The organism is Enterobacter sp. CC120223-11, assembly GCF_900215375.1.
Lineage (GTDB): Bacteria > Pseudomonadota > Gammaproteobacteria > Enterobacterales > Enterobacteriaceae > Scandinavium.
This window is the reverse complement of the sequence record NZ_OBEF01000006.1, coordinates 126,640-142,560: the sequence shown is the minus strand read 5'-3', so window position 1 is coordinate 142,560 and position 15,921 is coordinate 126,640. Positions and strand designations below refer to the sequence as shown.

At 49.1% G+C, this 15,921-nt stretch carries 17 protein-coding genes, 1 tRNA gene and 2 pseudogenes; 10 read left to right on the top strand and 10 right to left on the bottom strand.

Annotated features, from left to right (window positions below):
• Positions 1 to 51 precede the first annotated feature (51 nt).
• The 4 genes from ridA to pyrL form a co-directional block, all read right to left on the bottom strand.
• Entirely contained in the window at positions 52 to 438 is a 387-nt protein-coding gene (gene ridA / locus CRO87_RS09345) for a 2-iminobutanoate/2-iminopropanoate deaminase (RefSeq protein WP_097162654.1), read from the bottom strand.
• A gap of 76 nt (positions 439 to 514) precedes the next feature.
• The gene (gene pyrI, locus CRO87_RS09340) at positions 515 to 976 is read right to left on the bottom strand and encodes an aspartate carbamoyltransferase regulatory subunit (protein ID WP_097162653.1); all 462 of its coding nucleotides are present in this window, start codon (positions 974 to 976) and stop codon (positions 515 to 517) included.
• A gap of 11 nt (positions 977 to 987) precedes the next feature.
• The gene (gene pyrB, locus CRO87_RS09335; RefSeq protein WP_097162652.1) at positions 988 to 1,923 is read right to left on the bottom strand and encodes an aspartate carbamoyltransferase; all 936 of its coding nucleotides are present in this window, start codon (positions 1,921 to 1,923) and stop codon (positions 988 to 990) included.
• 2 nt (positions 1,924 to 1,925) lie between these two features.
• Positions 1,926 to 2,063 (bottom strand): pyr operon leader peptide, encoded by a 138-nt coding sequence (gene pyrL / locus CRO87_RS09330; RefSeq protein ID WP_097162651.1) that lies wholly within the window; start codon positions 2,061 to 2,063, stop codon positions 1,926 to 1,928.
• A 194-nt stretch (positions 2,064 to 2,257) separates the two neighbouring features.
• Between pyrL and CRO87_RS09325 the strand changes: the two genes are divergently transcribed.
• On the top strand, positions 2,258 to 2,710 hold the full coding sequence (locus tag CRO87_RS09325; RefSeq protein ID WP_097162650.1) for a YhcH/YjgK/YiaL family protein: 453 nt from the start codon (positions 2,258 to 2,260) through the stop codon (positions 2,708 to 2,710).
• A 62-nt stretch (positions 2,711 to 2,772) separates the two neighbouring features.
• Here CRO87_RS09325 and CRO87_RS09320 read toward each other — a convergent pair whose 3' ends face one another.
• The 3 genes from CRO87_RS09320 to CRO87_RS09310 all read right to left on the bottom strand — a co-directional run bounded on the left by CRO87_RS09320 (position 2,773) and on the right by CRO87_RS09310 (position 5,646).
• Complete coding sequence (locus tag CRO87_RS09320; protein WP_097162649.1) at positions 2,773 to 3,792, bottom strand: NAD(P)-dependent alcohol dehydrogenase; 1,020 nt, start codon at positions 3,790 to 3,792, stop codon at positions 2,773 to 2,775.
• A gap of 262 nt (positions 3,793 to 4,054) precedes the next feature.
• A complete protein-coding gene (locus tag CRO87_RS09315; RefSeq protein WP_097162648.1) occupies positions 4,055 to 4,633 on the bottom strand; it encodes a bifunctional 2-polyprenyl-6-hydroxyphenol methylase/3-demethylubiquinol 3-O-methyltransferase UbiG in 579 nt (192 codons plus the stop codon).
• Positions 4,633 to 5,646 carry an HNH endonuclease domain-containing protein gene (locus CRO87_RS09310; protein ID WP_097162647.1) on the bottom strand — a complete coding sequence of 338 codons (1,014 nt, stop codon included), beginning with the start codon at positions 5,644 to 5,646 and terminating at the stop codon, positions 4,633 to 4,635. The genes CRO87_RS09315 and CRO87_RS09310 overlap by 1 nt, the downstream gene beginning before the upstream one ends.
• A 243-nt stretch (positions 5,647 to 5,889) precedes the next feature.
• On the opposite strand from CRO87_RS09310, the gene CRO87_RS09305 reads away from it, so the two are divergent.
• The 3 genes from CRO87_RS09305 (at position 5,890) to CRO87_RS09295 (ending at position 8,849) form a co-directional block, all read left to right on the top strand.
• A tRNA-Leu gene (locus CRO87_RS09305) sits at positions 5,890 to 5,974 on the top strand.
• Positions 5,975 to 6,484: 510 nt separating this feature from the next.
• Positions 6,485 to 7,402: a hypothetical protein gene (locus CRO87_RS09300; RefSeq protein ID WP_097162646.1), complete on the top strand. Its 918-nt coding sequence runs from the start codon at positions 6,485 to 6,487 to the stop codon at positions 7,400 to 7,402.
• Positions 7,403 to 7,463: 61 nt separating this feature from the next.
• On the top strand, positions 7,464 to 8,849 hold the full coding sequence (locus tag CRO87_RS09295; RefSeq protein ID WP_097162645.1) for an HNH endonuclease signature motif containing protein: 1,386 nt from the start codon (positions 7,464 to 7,466) through the stop codon (positions 8,847 to 8,849).
• Positions 8,850 to 9,207: 358 nt separating this feature from the next.
• Here the strand turns inward: CRO87_RS09295 and CRO87_RS09290 are convergent, their stop codons facing one another.
• Both CRO87_RS09290 and CRO87_RS09285 read right to left on the bottom strand, forming a co-directional pair.
• Positions 9,208 to 10,110 carry an abortive phage resistance protein gene (locus CRO87_RS09290; protein WP_097162644.1) on the bottom strand — a complete coding sequence of 301 codons (903 nt, stop codon included), beginning with the start codon at positions 10,108 to 10,110 and terminating at the stop codon, positions 9,208 to 9,210.
• Positions 10,111 to 10,197: 87 nt separating this feature from the next.
• A pseudogene (locus CRO87_RS09285) lies at positions 10,198 to 10,935 on the bottom strand (site-specific integrase); the annotation flags it as partial.
• Positions 10,936 to 11,013: 78 nt separating this feature from the next.
• Between CRO87_RS09285 and CRO87_RS09280 the strand changes: the two are divergent.
• Entirely contained in the window at positions 11,014 to 11,334 is a 321-nt protein-coding gene (locus CRO87_RS09280) for a helix-turn-helix domain-containing protein (protein WP_097162643.1), read from the top strand.
• A 41-nt stretch (positions 11,335 to 11,375) separates the two neighbouring features.
• On the opposite strand, the gene CRO87_RS09275 is transcribed toward CRO87_RS09280, so the two are convergent.
• Positions 11,376 to 12,314 (bottom strand): glycosyltransferase, encoded by a 939-nt coding sequence (locus CRO87_RS09275; RefSeq protein ID WP_097162642.1) that lies wholly within the window; start codon positions 12,312 to 12,314, stop codon positions 11,376 to 11,378.
• Positions 12,315 to 12,984: 670 nt separating this feature from the next.
• Here CRO87_RS09275 and CRO87_RS22940 point away from each other — a divergent pair.
• The 5 genes and pseudogenes from CRO87_RS22940 to CRO87_RS09250 all read left to right on the top strand — a co-directional run.
• Positions 12,985 to 13,143: pseudogene (locus CRO87_RS22940) on the top strand (DUF2778 domain-containing protein); the annotation flags it as partial.
• On the top strand, positions 13,124 to 13,642 hold the full coding sequence (locus CRO87_RS09265) for a hypothetical protein (RefSeq protein WP_097162640.1): 519 nt from the start codon (positions 13,124 to 13,126) through the stop codon (positions 13,640 to 13,642). The pseudogene CRO87_RS22940 and the gene CRO87_RS09265, both read left to right, overlap by 20 nt.
• Position 13,643: 1 nt before the next feature.
• Positions 13,644 to 14,129, top strand: coding sequence for an Hcp family type VI secretion system effector (locus CRO87_RS09260; RefSeq protein ID WP_097162639.1), 486 nt, complete (start codon positions 13,644 to 13,646; stop codon positions 14,127 to 14,129).
• A gap of 69 nt (positions 14,130 to 14,198) precedes the next feature.
• Positions 14,199 to 14,534 carry a cupin domain-containing protein gene (locus tag CRO87_RS09255; RefSeq protein ID WP_097162638.1) on the top strand — a complete coding sequence of 112 codons (336 nt, stop codon included), beginning with the start codon at positions 14,199 to 14,201 and terminating at the stop codon, positions 14,532 to 14,534.
• A gap of 352 nt (positions 14,535 to 14,886) precedes the next feature.
• Positions 14,887 to 15,840: a lysozyme inhibitor LprI family protein gene (locus CRO87_RS09250; protein ID WP_255252502.1), complete on the top strand. Its 954-nt coding sequence runs from the start codon at positions 14,887 to 14,889 to the stop codon at positions 15,838 to 15,840.
• Positions 15,841 to 15,921: the final 81 nt, after the last annotated feature.

The window sequence follows — 15,921 nt, the reverse complement described above, 5'->3', positions numbered from 1 at the left end:
GGAAAATGCCCTCTTTCGCCATCAGGCGAAGAGGGCTGAATGAAGAGGAAATCAGCGACGAATAGCGATCGCTTCGATTTCAATCTTCACATCTTTCGGCAGGCGAGCCACTTCCACGCAGGAGCGCGCCGGGAAGGTCGCTTTGTGCTCGGTGAAGAACGCTTCATAAGTGGCGTTAACGGTTGCGAAATCGTTCAGATCTTTCACGAACACGGTAGTTTTCACGATATCGCCCACTTTCAGGCCAGCGGATTCAACGATCGCCTGTACGTTTTCCAGCGACTGACGCGCTTGCGCGGCAACGTCGGCCGGTACTTCGCCGGTTTTTGGGTTAACCGGGATCTGACCAGAAGTGATGATCATACTGCCCAGATCGACGCCCTGTACGTAAGGGCCAATAGCGGCTGGTGCATTTTCCGTCGCGAGTACTTTAGACATGTTATCTCCTGAATTTCAGCACATATGGGATGTTCCCGGCCATTATAGGGAGGCCGGGATCCATTACCAACCTCAATTAATTGGCCAGTACCACATAATGAGAAAACTCTTTTTCGCAGTATTTGCATTTGAGAGTGATGTCATCGGCGCGCTTTTTCACTGCAAAACTGGAGTAAACCGGCTCAGCATGACTGATGCAGTTGCTATTCGGGCAGACCAGCACGCCGTCGATGCGCTCGGGCAGGCTTGGGCGTGATTTACCCACCACTTCATACTCGTCAATGCGGTTTACCGTCGCGTGCGGGGCATACAGCGAAAGCTGGTTAACCTGTTCGTCTGTCAGGAAGGTATTTTCGATTTTAATCAGATCCTTGCGACCCATTTCACCCGACGGCAGGTTCAGGCCGATGGTGATGCGCTGATCGGTTTCGGTCAGTTTAAACAGGGTGAGGAGCTTAAAGCCGACCTGCGCCGGAATATGGTCAATCACCGTGCCGCGTTTGATGGCTTCAACCTGAAGTTTGTTATCGTGTGTCATCGTTTTTCTCCTTACAGTGCCAGGTCGCTGTTCAGAACCAGCGCCAGCAGAGCCTGGCGCGCGAAGATGCCGTTGCCCGCCTGCTGGAAATACCAGGCGTGTGGCGTTTTATCGACGTCGGTGGTGATTTCATCAATGCGCGGCAGCGGATGCAGGACCTTCATATTGCTGCGCGCGCCTTCCAGATCCGCAGCACGCAGGACAAACTGCGCCTTCACGTTGGCATATTCGGACGGATCCAGACGCTCCTTCTGCACGCGGGTCATGTACAGAATGTCCACCTCCGCCATCACCTCTTCGATGGTGCCATGCAGGCTCCAGGCAATGCCTTTTTCGTCCAGCATATCCAGGATGTACTGCGGCATGGCCAGCGCCTCCGGGGCGATAAAGTAAAAGCGGTTGCCGTTAAATTTCGCCAGCGCCTGGGTCAGCGAATGGACGGTGCGGCCATATTTCAGGTCGCCGACCATCGCGATGCTGAGGTTTTCCAGACGACCCTGGGTTTCCTGGATGGTGAACAGATCCAGCAGTGTCTGCGTCGGATGCTGGTTCGCCCCATCGCCCGCGTTGAGTACCGGAATACCGCCGGAAAACTCCGTGGCCAGACGCGCCGCGCCTTCCTGCGGGTGGCGCATCACAATGGCGTCGACGTAGGTGCTGATAACGGAAATGGTATCCGCCAGGGTTTCGCCTTTTTTGCCCAGCGACGTATTGGCGCTGTCGGAGAAGCCGACGACGCTTGCGCCCAGGCGGTGCATCGAGGTTTCAAACGACAGACGGGTGCGGGTGGAGGCTTCAAAGAAGCAGCTGGCGATCACCTTATGCTTCAGCAGCTCCGGCTGCGGATGCGCCTTCAGTTTGGCGGCAGTCGCCAGCACCAGTTCAAGGTCTTCGCGGCTGAGATCGTTTATGGAAATGATATGTTTTTGATATAGCGGGTTAGCCATGTTTATCTCCTGACGCCTGGGCAAAAAAAAAGCCCCTTAAAAAGGGGCTTCTTGAATTCGGGGATGCAACGGGAGAAAAACGGCAGGCCAGCGCCTGTTTTCAGACGCGGTAAGACAGAATGTCGTACGCAGTTGACCATGCTTCCTCCCGGCAAAACGGCTGGCATTATACGCAGTTGGCTGTGGCGATCAAGGGGTTCATACACAGAAAGGAAATCGTTTGCCTGCGGAAAGGTGCGCCAGGGCAAATATCCACAAAAAAACGGTGGTATGGCACGGGCATTCGGCGTATAAAATGTGAAAATGAAACGTTGTTTTATATTTGGAGGTTTTAATGATCGCCGGAAATATTCACCATCTGTACGACTGGTTACCCCTGGAACTGCGCCAGGCCATTGAGCATATCAAAGCGCAGGTTACGGACGCCACGCCGCTGGGCAAGCACGATATCGACGGCAACCGCCTGTTTTATCTGATTTCAGAAGACAGCACCGAGCCGTTTGCTGATCGCCGAGCTGAATATCACGCGAAGTATCTGGATATCCAGATCGTCCTGAAAGGGCAGGAAGGAATGACCTTCAGCACTCAGCCTGCGGGCAAGCCGGATACAGACTGGCTGGCGGACAAAGACATCGCGTTTTTGCCGGAAGGCGTGCAGGAAAAAACCGTGGTGCTGAGCGAAGGGGATTTTGTGGTGTTTTACCCTGGCGAAGTGCATAAGCCATTGTGCGCAGTCGGTAAGCCGGCGAAGGTGCGCAAGGCCGTGGTGAAAATGCTGGTGGAGTGAGTAGGTGCTCACTTATTACTGGAAGACAATTAAGAGGGCATCAAACGATGCCCTCTTTCACATCAAAAATCCGCCTTCAGCACCACGCGATAGCGTGCCTTGCCTTCACGCACGTGCTTCAGCGCGTCGTTGATTTTCGACATCGGGAACAGCTCCGTTGTTGGAGCCACTTTCGCGCGCCCGGCAAACTTCATCAGCTTACGCAGCTCTGCCGGGTTACCCGTCGCCGAGCCTGAGATGCTGCGGTCGCCGCCGATAAGCGTGAACGCAGGCACCTGCAACGGCTTCATCACCGCGCCGACGGTGTGGAAGTTGCCGCCGTAGGCCAGCGCTTCGAAGTACGGCTGCCAGTCGAGATCGACCGCTACGGTGTTGATGATGAGGTCGAACTGCCCGGCAAGCTGTTTTAGCGCTTCCGGATCGCGGCTGTTGACCACGCGGTCTGCCCCCATCGCCAGCACTTCTTTCTCTTTCGCTGGGTTGGAGCTGAATGCTGTGACTTCCGCACCCATGGCACGCAGCAGCTTGATGGCAATATGCCCCAGACCGCCGATACCGATCACGCCCACACGGCTGGTGGCGGTGACGTTGTTAATCAGCAGCGGTTTGAACACCGTAATGCCACCGCACAGCAGCGGGCCTGCGGATTCGATGTCGATGCTTTCCGGCAGCGGAATGACCCACTGCCAGTCGGCGCGCAGCTTATCGGCAAAGCCGCCGCGGTTCATGATGGTGGGCAGCGAGCCTTCCAGGCAGTTGATCTGATTGCCGCTGATGCAGGCATCGCAGTGCCCGCAGCTACGTGCCGTCCAGCCCACGCCCACGCGCTGGCCCACTTTCAGGCCTTTGCTTTGCGCTGCAGAACCGAGAGCTGCCACATGACCGATAATCTCGTGCCCTGCAACCAGCGGATAGCTCGACATGCCCCATTCGTTGTCGATCATCGACAGGTCTGAATGGCAAATGCCGCAGTAATCCACCTGAACTTCAACGTCTTCCGGCAGCAGTTCGCCCGCGTCATATTCCCACACTTCCAGGTCTGCCCCCGCCTGCTTCGCGGCGTAACTTTTTATGATGGACATCGCACTTCCCTCACTATGGTGTTGAACAGGAAGTGTAGAGCATGGCACCGGGCGGCGCTTGGCAGAACGGGGCGGGAAATTGTGATTTGTTGGATGGTGCGTGGCGGGTGAGTGGAGTGTTTTCCCTCTCTCTGGGGAGAGGGTCAGGGAGAGGGGGAGAATTCGGGACTATGTTTAACCCCTTGTTACTCTGAGGGGAAGAAAATTCGGAGCTGTCTTTAGCTCACTCGTCCTATGGGGAGAGGGTTGGGGTGAGGGAAAATCAGCGCTTACGCATCAACGCATTCAGCCAGGTCTCACTTCTCTCCGGCCGCTTGTCCTGCGTCTGCCACATTGCAACAACTTCAATATCAGGCAACTGGCTCACCAGCGCCTCAAGCGCTTTCTCATTGAGATCAGTAAAATGCCGCCCGTCTTTTTCGCGCTCTCCGCTCCCGTATTTAAAAGAGACATACCAGGCTCCTCTGTGCTTCAGTGCCGCAGCCAGGCGCTGCATGGCATCGGGCAATTCTGCCACAGCAACATGCAGTAGCGACGCGCAGCACCAGATGCCGTCGTAGCGCTCGCGCTCATCCAGTTCGGCAAACGTGAACTGGCGGGCGGCAATGCCTGCATACTCTGACGCAAGGGCGACCATCTCCGGCGTGGCGTCGAACGCTTCCACGTCATAACCCAGCGCCTTAAAGGCTTTGCTGTCGCGCCCTGAACCGCATCCGGCATCGAGGATTTTCCCTTGCGGCCCAACCCGTTCCAGAAAAGGCGCATAGAGCGACGCCATATCCACCCCGACGGTGGCGTTAAAAAAGTCTTCAGCATTCTGCTGATAAAACGGGATGGTCATCAGAATATATCCGGCCCGGCAGCCTGCGGCTCCCACTGGTGAATGAGCGTCTGCTGCGCAGTGTTCCAGACCTTGTTGAGAAAGTCACTTCTCTGCGCTTCCGTTTTTCCAGTCTGGCGGATCAGCGTTTCACGCAGCGGCAGGTGGCTGTTAATAAAGTATTCATTCCGGGAGTGCAGCCGTTTCAATAGATTCAGCGATGGCACGTGGGCAAATTTGCCCTGCTTGCCACGATTACAGCCCTTGCAGGCCAGCACCAGGTTCCAGACGCCGTTGATGTTTTCCACGCTCTTACGTGCCATCCAGGGAATGAAATGATCGACATCGGCGAGGCCTTCATGCCCCGCGTCAAGGCTGATGGGCGCATAGCAGTAGAAACAGTGCCCTTTCTGATAGCCGTTAAGGCTGTCCCGACAGCTGGCGATAGCCACCCGACGATCGTTGTGAATGCTGAAGAGCTGCTGGTCGTCTTCACCGTATTCCACGGCAATCAGATTGCGTGAAACCCCCATCGCCCAGGCCTGTTCAACCAGGTTCCAGCGGGCATCCGTTTCATGAATAAGGTTGCGGAACTGCGGACGCTCAGTCAGATGATGGAAGTTCTCGGTCAGGCGAATGCCCTTGTGCGTCTTGCGTTCGTCGATGAAAAAGCGCTTCTCAATCTCACCGTTGTTCACGATATGAAATGCATCAATCACATTATTGAAGCCACGCCGTACTGTGATCGCGCGAAGTTCATCCGGCGTGATTTCATTCGCATTAAACTGCGCGCAGGCCGCGAGATACTGGCTATTCTTTGACGTGATTTGCTTTGGCGCATGCTGAAGATGGCGGCAAAGATGCTCGCTGAACGGTACGGCGAGATCTTCAAGCAGAATCAGATCGCTGCTGTCGCGCTTCAGGTCATACAGCGCGCTCGCCAGCGCAAACTTGTAGGATGCGACATTTTTGCCAAAAAGGATGATGCCGCGCCAGTAGTTCTCCAGCACGGGATCGACCTGATAAAACCGCATACGTTGTCCTGATTGGTTCGGATGGTGATTAGCGAAACAAGTAACGGGATCAGATAACAACGCACAAAAAATGTAAACCGCCGCGGTCACGTTGCGGCATTTTGCGAGCACGGTTCCAGAAAGGCAGGGAAGGTGTGAGGGGTGACGATTTTTTCGTCGTTCAGAAGGGCTTACGCCGGGCAAGGCTTGCGCAGGGCTATGCAACGGGTATAATGCCACCCGCTATCAGCGTATCCCTTCCGTGCCGGAGTGGCGAAATCGGTAGACGCAGTTGATTCAAAATCAACCGTAGAAATACGTGCCGGTTCGAGTCCGGCCTTCGGCACCAAGTCACTAAATTACTTACAATACAGCTAGTTAGACAATAGAATCTGTCCATTTTGCCTGTAAGAAATGCTCTGTTATGTCCCTTGAAAAAGCCGCTGTGGTTGATAGTGGTAATTGGGATGTTAACTTATAGCGGCGTGTAGTTCCAGGCGTCAAACACGTACTGACTCAACTTGAAAGCTATGACGTAGCCACCGTCTCTAAACAATCCCAAAAACTTTTAGTGAAGCGCATTTTAGCCCGATGCCCCCGTTCTGTCGCCGTCGCGAGGGATAAACAGGTTTATGGTGGTCACGGTACTTGCAGACCATATGCAAGCTCTGCCAGCGGTTCGGCCTCGCTCCCCTTGGGTACATGGTCATCCTGATAAGCCTCACCAACTGACATAACTGTGATGTAGTTGCCATAGGCTCCGCTTGTTGCTATACCCCCAACGGGGCTTTATGACTTATATTGTTCTAATTCACAAGGCTGGTTCAACGTACGGGTTAACCGGTGAAGAGGACAAAACATGTTAGAGGAAGTCTATAATTTATTTTACTTCTCCTCCGATGGTAAATCTATCAGCCATGTAGGAATCGCTACTCATAATTTATCGGGGAGCGATGATGAGAAACTTTCTTTCTTGAAAAAGAATATTAATTCTGACTTATGCTCGTGTGAATACTTTGACGTCAGTCCACAGTGCCTTGGAACTAATAAAACCTTATCTGTGGGGCGTTACATGGCTTTAGCTAGAAGAGGAATTGCGACGTTAGTTTATGAGCTTGCCCTGCAAGCCAAAAGGGCAACAGATAATCCATTAGTTATATGTACTGCTGTTGTTAATGGACAAATAAAGGTGGATGGAAATATTGACGTCAATAAAGAACTAAGAAGAGATGACTTTCCCTCTAATTCAATACCGGGAGTGAGAGATATGCCTGACTATTTAGATAAATACATAGTTAATGGGCGTTTTTACATTAAAGATTTGTTAGTAGATGATCATGTCAAAGCGATACATCTTCTTTTTAATAATAAACATTATCTTTCAAGTATTAAATTGTTAATGTCATTTATCGACACTGTGGCTTTTTTAGAATTTGGTGATGTAAATAAAGCCTTTCCAGTTTGGCTTGATAAATATTGTGAGCTATCGACGCTAAAAATAACATCAAACGAGCTTTATGAGTTAAGGCATTCACTTCTTCATATGACAAACCTCAACTCCCGTAAAGTAATACAGGGTGTTGAAAGACGTATAAGCTATAGTATTGGCCCAGTCAGTACACCCACAAGAGAGCATGATGGGATAGTATTTTTTAATTATTTAGATTTTATACCGTTATTTGAAAGTGCTATGGATAAATGGTTAGCAACGTATGATGGCGAGAAAATAATAACTTTTATTGAGCGGTATGACCAGGTTGTCCGCGAAAATTATTAGCTTATACTCTTAATTGATTATTTTATAATGTGCGGAATGTCAAGGGGAGGGCAAACTACCAATGAAAAATAATATACTAGCAGATGCCTTGTTGCAGGCTGTAGATAAAATCGGGCCTGAAAACTCTATTTCTAATATTGTTAACTCAAGTAAGCAAGCGAAGGAGTTAAAAAGAAAAGCCTATGCGCAATCGATGACATTAAATGAGTTACTTCGAGTTAAAGATGAATACCTCAAAATAGTAAATAACCCTATTACTTCTAAAGAAAAGAAGCAAGAACTTTTAGAGATGATGAGGTCTTTAAATTATGAAATTAAAATCAAAGGAAAGGTTGCTAGAAAACCCTTTCTGATTAATGAAAACCAGGTCGATGTTACCTTAGCTAAAGTAAATGTCGACACTGCTCAGTTCCGTCAATTTAAAAGAACAAAGCCACCTCATAAATCAGTGCCACCCTCATCAGAAAACAAGTTTTTACCCTATAACCAAGAGTCTATTGAACGAGATAGAATACGCAAGGAATTGATTGCTATCGAAGCCAAAGCTGAACTGGAGAGAATGGCCATTCTTTCTCGTATCACATACACTAAAATAAATCCAGCCGATACAACAAAAAATAAAAATACTTCTTTAGAAAAGCATGAAGTTAAATCTCCTTTTGCATCAGTCAAGGAGGAAGTAACAAAAGAATTTTACTTTAACAAAGAATTGTATAGTGTTTTAATTAGAACAATGCCTGTTTCGCAAGCTTATAAGATAGCTAAAAGTCGTGAGTTAGCATTGCAGTACTATGATAGTAGAATTATTCCCGGAGAGTGTTATTACTTTAATACCCTTACATATCTCCTCGTTATGAGGAAGAAAAACAAAACTGAGGCCCTCTGTGTTGCACGCAATCAGCAGCAATCTGAAGAATTTCTCTATAATTTGATCGCGGTTGGTTATCGTGTTCAGAAGCGACTCGCTAATATAATGGCGTTACCTGAAAAAGAAAAATATGTTAAAAAACCAACCTCTCTTGAGGGGATAGATTTAAAGTTAATTTCAAGTAATGTCGAACGTACTATCCAGTTACGAAGAATTAGTGATCAGCAAAGTTTCCGTAGAAGAGTGGAACTGAATTTCAAAGGTAAATGTGCGGTTACAGGGCAGTCAGCACAAACACTTCTTCAAGCTTGCCATCTGGAGGACTATAGTTTTTCACACAACATGGACACGAGTAATGGCATACTCCTAACCTCCGATTGCCATAGGATGTTTGATAGTGGCGAACTTGGCATAAATCCTCAAACACTTACTGTTCATTTTAATGTCGACTGCATATATTCAAGAATATTTGAGGGAAAAAAAATTGGTTATCATTCAGTGAATCTAGATAAAGAAAAGCTTCTAAGAAAGTGGGAGTTGTTTTTGAATAAAAAAGCATCTTCAATCGAATGTAAATAGGATTCAGAAGCACAATAAAAGTTCACCTTCACTAATCATTACAGCCCTCTAAAAAAACGTATGCCCGGCTTGAAAAATTGCACGCTTATATTTTCCCCTCCCTCGACGGTTAAGGCTTCAACTTCCCCCGTGCGCCTCTCCCAGCCGAAGGCTGGGCGGGCTGTATATCGATTTGCCTTCCTCTGTGGCGTTTATGACCCTATTTCGCGTTCTGATCGTGAGGCTGTGGGTTAGGGTTACTCTTCTCTTTAAACGCTAAATCTCTCCTGAATCTCCATCGCAAGCAATACGTTGGTGTTGGCGTTATATATCCATAATCGCGGGGTAATAAACCCCGCTAAAATAGTAACGTAATGGCTCAAACCGGAATGTTGTAGTAGTGGCAAATGGCGTTAGTCAGTAGGGAGGGGGCAGCAGAGGCAGCAATGTTTAATGTGCCAGCGTATGCTTTACCAATCATATTTACAACCCACTTTCCAAGGCTATCACTGAAATTGTCCGGGGTAGTTGGGGCTGGTGATTCTTGTATAGCTTGATGAAGGTTCTTAATATCCTCATCATTAGCGCCCCAATCCTTGAGCTGCTTTTCAAGCGAGTTGAAGTCTCCAGCATTGACAGTATTATTTTGTGAAATGTCCCCGTTACCAGAGCCTATAACGCCAGCATTGTTAACGTTGCCATGTATGTTGGTCACATTATGAACAGTCATTGGTGCTACCTCTTTTTCTCTTGGTGAAAATTGCAATCCTTCTCCTAAAATGCCTTTTGATTCTAAATCTAAAGACCAGTCGAGGATTTTATTCCTGACGGTAGTTATTACATGTTCTAAAATTCCCGGACTAATAACCCACACGATTTCTGTTTTTTGACCGATGCCTGCATATAACGTATCCGCCATCCAATCCGGTAAAGGAAGAAAGGGGTTTTCTCCTTTGTTATTCATCTTTTTAACGGATGATATAGATTCTGTGATGTGAAACGTTGAAACCATTGCATTCAGTTCTGCGTCATTAAAATTAACGACAAGTGGAACCCAGCTTTGATGTTGGGGGCTGTATGCTTTTAACTGCGATTGACCTTTCCTGTATTCAGGAACTGTGTCAAAACTGGGATAGCCATTTAGTTCGAGCTGAATCCACTCGGTCAAATCGCTTAGGCCGAGCTTCACTGCAATCATCTTGGCTTTCATGAGTACAGATAAAATGTCGGAGCCGGGATCGCACGCTAGAGCTTGAAGTTCAAGAACTGGTGAGGTAGCCATATCAAGACCTTAGTATTGTTTTGATAAGGTATCTTACCCGTATCGAACCATGCAGTCTAAGGTTCGCAAGCTAAACTCACCCATGAGCTAGATGTTTATTCCTTCATGATGGATGAGTTCTACATACTTACCGATCTCTATAGGGGAAGCTGCATTTTTCGAGTAAGTTTTGAAGCTCTCCGTACTTCCGCGCTCATGGCCTACCAGTAGCGCGATTCTAACCTCTGGCACTTGAGCGCGGTCGAGCTGTTGCACAAATGCATGGCGGAGTGAATGAAACTCTTTTCTCTCCGCGGCAGGCTCGCCAAGAGCCTTACGCTTTGCCCGTGTGAATTGCTGCGTATGCCACGTTGAGCGCTTCCCATCCGCCCGGTCTGTAATTGACGCGTGATAGAACAGAAAGCCATTATACGTGGTTTTGAGCAATGATTTCACGGGGGGGATTAGCTTGCTGTGTACAGGGACGATTCGCGCCGCGCTCTTAGTCTTCCCCTCGGTGATCTCAAAGCACAATATACCCTCGATAGTTTTAATGCTGCTTTCACGTAGCGTATATATCTCATTGATCCGCATACCGCTGTATGCACCAATAGCCGTTACCGCCTTCATCTCGTCATCAAGCAAGGCATAGAGCTTTGCCAGCTCTCCCGGTGCGAAGACTTCATAGCTGACCTTGCTGTTTTTTGCTTCGAGCGCATGACCGCGCCAAGGATTATCTTGCGGCGCATCGTGATAGCGATTGCGTGCCAGATCCCATATCTGTGCCAGTACGCTTATATAGTTTTGGATAGTTTGGAGCGCTCGCTCAGTTTTGAGTTTATCTAACGCTTATTGGAAACTGAGATTTTCTCGCTACGTTTCTCGTAGTATCGAAAAGCTATAAAAGCTACGACTATCGTAGCCATGAATGAATCCACTACTTATCAGAAGATCTTTTGCGAGCGGCTCAAGTTTGCGCGTCTGGCAAAGGGCTTATCACAGAAGAAGCTCGGCATCCTTGCAGGGATAGACGAGTTCGTCGCCAGCGCGCGAATCAATCGCTATGAGCAGGGCGTCCATCAGGCCAGTATCGACGTTGTCCATCAACTCGCGAAAGCCCTGGACGTGCCACCTGCCTATTTCTATACCGACGATGAAGATCTGGCGCTGCTGCTGTTTAAGTGGAACCGAATCGGTTCTGATGGCAGAAAGGCTTTAGTGGAGTCGGTTAAATCACTGGATTAGGTATTTGGTTGCTGCGCGGTCGCAGGCGGCTCCAGAGCACATCAAAACAGCTTCCCCACCACCTTAATAAAGAAAAACACATCGCTAAAACTGCTGATCCCTCTGAACAAACTGCCAAACGAGACATTCGCTTTAAAGCGGGCTTTCACGGCAGGTTTATCCTGCACGCGGTTACGATACAGCCCCAAAAAGTGTCGGGCCTCAACCAGCGCGTGCCGGTACAAATACACCCTTATTTTTTTGTTCTGCTCCAGTTCTGCCAGCCGGACGATCTCCGCTATCACCTCAATATAGCTCACAGCCCGCACGTCGTAGTAATCCGGACGGTGCGTGATAGAGGCCGTGTTGCTGACATAGATATAATCCTTAACGTCCACGATGCGGAAACGGCCGTTGCACGCCGCGAGGTGAATCGTCCACAGAATGTCTTTATGGCTTTTGCCGGCCTGGAAACGCAGCGAATGCTGTCGGATGTAAGATGACCTGACCATCTGCAGCCACAGGTAATGCGGCCATTCACGGTGGGTAACGCAGTGTCTGATCCACGCATGTCCCGGCAGCGTTTTCCCATAGGGCTGCTTGCGGTGAATCGCCTTTCGACGATGCTCCGCACCAGAATGCCAGCCGTTAAAAATCGTCACGTCGGCCTGCGCGGCGGTCGCTGCCTGCCATCGCTTTTCAATGAACCCGTCGGCGATATCATCGTCGGCATCGAGGAAAACCACCCATTCACCCCGATGGATGGCTAAAGCCGCATTGCGGGCAGCGTAAACGCCCTGATTGGCCTGCGAGATAAGGGTCAGCCGCTCATCCTGGATTTGGCGAACAACCTCTGCGGTGTTATCGGTGGAACCGTCATCGACAACGATAAGTTCAATGGAGACGCGGGTTTCGCTGAGAAGTTTATTCACCAGACAACCAAGGGTAGCCGCGGCGTTGAAGGCAGGGATAATGACGCTGACGTCGATGTGATTCTTCATATCGGGCTACGATTTCTCTTCGTGATTATCTGTGCGTCGTCCGTTGGGGATAATGCGTTTTTCCCTGATTTCCCGGTCATTCTCAAATAAGCACTCGTCGCAGAATTCTTTATCGAGGGCGAACCACCGCTCAAGGACGCTTCTTTTTTTATTGCATCGTGCACATCTCTTCATCTTTCTGCGCCTTTATGACCTCGAGATTTGGATTATCTGGCAAATGGACGCAGCAAGCCCCGGCTGGATAACCAACCGTAATTAAAGACTTTTTTGCGATCAATAAACGATAAGGATAACCAGCCTGGGCACACGAAAGATAATTGTTTTTATAGATCGTTTTATCGAAATTGATCGGTGGGGCCGATCAAATATGGCGTGATGACGTAACAGGTCGTCGAGGGCTTTGCCCACCAGAAGGAGGGGCGGTGTTTAGTGGAATGGCATGACCTGGAATATACATCTGGAGATGAGGCGGGAATATTGCCCAGAGGGATAAATTCCGCACGTTGTCTTACCACCAACGGGCTTTATGGTTTCTGTTGCCTAAAATCAGAAATATCCTTGAAGATGTTTTTCCTTTATTTGGTTGCGTAGGTGTACGATTCACAACCAATACCTATATAACTAAAGAGGTACTAATGGCTCTACAAGGAAAGTTTATAATTAATGAAGCGTACTATCAGAAAGTTGTATCACCCTTCCACACGATTCTGATTTTGCCATGTTGCGTAATGCACTATTGAGAACCCAAAAAATAGATGTTCCTTGTATGAGGAAACTACAGGCATACGGCACGATTGAGGTGATCGCCAATGGCAAAACATGTCCTTAGCTTAATCATCAAGATAGCGCTATTCGTTGTAGTTATGCTGATGGTTGCCAAAATAGTTCCGTATGATGGATTAGTTAATTCTATTAAGGGGCTTTTCGATTTCCAGAGCGCTAACAAGTTTACCCACTTCATTTTGGGTGAACCTGATTCAGATGTTTGGGAATCGTTAGGCGACTATTTCAGCATCCTGATTAACACATTAATTAGCGTACCTGTCACGAGTGCCATTATCACGACGTACAGTGTCGTGACACACAAAGTCAGTCCAGCAGATATTCCCAGAGAGTGGGGTAATTCTACGTTGCGGCGGTTAGCTAAAATCTTCGGGTTTACCTTCTTGTTTTGGGCGCTGTTTCGCTTGTTGCCTTATCAGGCTTTATTGCCTGATCAGACGTATTCAAATTTCACTATGGCGGCGATTGTGGGCTTTCAGTTGCTCTTAACGATTGTTTGCTACTGGTTTATCACGAAGAAAATCACAACCAAAAGGAGTTTGTAAAATGCCAATTCCGGCTTACATGTGGCTTAAAGACGATGGCGGTGCAGACATTAAAGGCGCTGTAGATGTTCAGGATCGTGAGGGGAGCATAGAGATTGTTGGCTTTAGTCACGGTCTGAACATTCCGGTAGACAGCGCCAACGGTAAGATCACTGGCAAGCGTTCACATTCTCCGATGATGATTGAAAAGGAGTTTGATAGCTCCAGCCCGTATCTATATAAAGCCGTTGCCACTGGTCAAACGTTGAAAAGCGCGGAGATTCGCTGGTATCGCATTAACCACGCAGGACAGGAAGAGTGTTACTTCGTTATGACCATTGAGGGTGTGAAAGTGACGGGCATTAATCCAGGTATGCCAAACGCTAAAATGGCAGGGAACTCGCAGATCAACCACATGGAATCTGTTTCCCTGATGTATGACAAAATCACCTGGCGTTATGTGGATGGTAACGTCCAGTATACGGATGATTGGAACGTAAGATCGTAACTAATATAAACTCATCACTGGCAGCGAAATTGTTCACCCGCCATTCCTGTCACAACCCGGAGAGTAACCATGTTCGTATTTAAAAAAGATACCGTTCAGGAAGTCGTTGGTGAAGGTGTGACCAGAAGAATGCTTGCACACGATGGTTCACTGATGAGCGTGGAAGTTTCATTTGAGGCCGGAGCCGTGGGGCCAATGCACTGCCACCCCCACGAACAGCTGACGTACGTCCTGTCCGGTGTGTTCAGCTTCACGATCGGCGATGAAACACAAACCGTCCGGGCGGGCGACACGCTTTACAAGCGTTCCGGCGTTATGCACGGCTGCGTCTGTGTTGAACCCGGCGTGCTGTTAGATCTTTTCACCCCGATCCGCGAAGATTTTTTACCCTCGCAGCAAGATTAGTATTTCCAGGTTCATTCTGTTCTGGCCGGCCAATTTCCGGCCTGTGCTTTTGCCACCGGTTTGTTGGCGTCTGCGGGCTGAATAACCTTTCCTCTTACTTTGCGGTTTTTGTAATAAATCTGTAGTTAATATGTAATCGCTAACAACAATTCCCCTACGCCTAATTTCCAATTAACTTTTGCTGCGCGTATTTGCGACACATTAATACCAGGACTTAACACCGTGGAATAATTATTTCCAGGGTGAATGAATTATATTGCATTGGCGGAATAATTTAGCCAGAATAGCCGCCCTCACTGGCTAAAGAATAGACAACATGCTGCGTCACCTGCTGAATTTTATGATGTTATTCATGGTATTACATGGGGCCAGCGCCTGGGCGGTTAACTGCCAGCGCGCAGCCACCCCGGTAGAAAACACCATCTGTAATAATGACAACCTGCACTGGCTCGACAGCACAATGACCACAATCTATCGCTCGATGCTGGTAAAGGGTGATTCACAAAAGGTGCATCAGCAGTATGAAACCTGGGAGAAATCACTCGACAGCTGTACCTCAGATGCCTGCATTGAACGCGCTTATTACGAAGGCATCAGCCTGCTGTCGGACGCCGCGCCGGACTTTAAGTGGGAAGGCAACTGGTGGAACATGAGCGCGCCGAACATGAGCGGCGGCACGCTCCAGCTCAGTCGCAGCGCAGAGTGGTCGGTCAATACCGATATTCGCGTTTGGGCGGGCCTTAATCACGATGAATACACCGCCGAAGCCCGTAAGATATACGGCATGGCTTTGGTGGAAAGAATTGGCGATACCAGCAACTGTAAGCTGCTGCTGATCCCGCGCCGCAGCGGTGCGCTCCAAATTTTCAGCAATGCCGACTGGGGCTGTCGCCTGTCGATGCCGGGCGGCGGGTTTATCGATGGACGATATCTGCGTGCAGAAAGCGATCCGCGCCCGAAAGCCACGCTGCTGACGCTGGGCATTCTTCGCGATGAACAGATGGATAAGCGCTTCCGCGAGCTGGTTGGCGATGAGTATCAGTCCTTTGTGGACACCGCCAACGTCTTTATCTATCAGGACGATCTCGACAACATCGGTGCCAGCGTGATCGGCATGTGGGTGCGCGGGGCGGCCAACAGCCAGAATGCGATCGTGATGTACACCGACAAAGCCATCTGGGCGGGGCGCATTGATACGGATAAAAGCGGCAAGCCGCAGCTGCATTACTTCAGCACTGAGGGCAATGACACCCGCAACATGCCCCGCACGCTGATCAGCTGGCGACTACGCTTCTTCGATCGTTAAGGTTGGTGGTTTTAAGCACGCGTTAAATTACCACTGCTGAAACCACAGATAGCCCAGTGATGAGCCGCTTAACGCATTGCA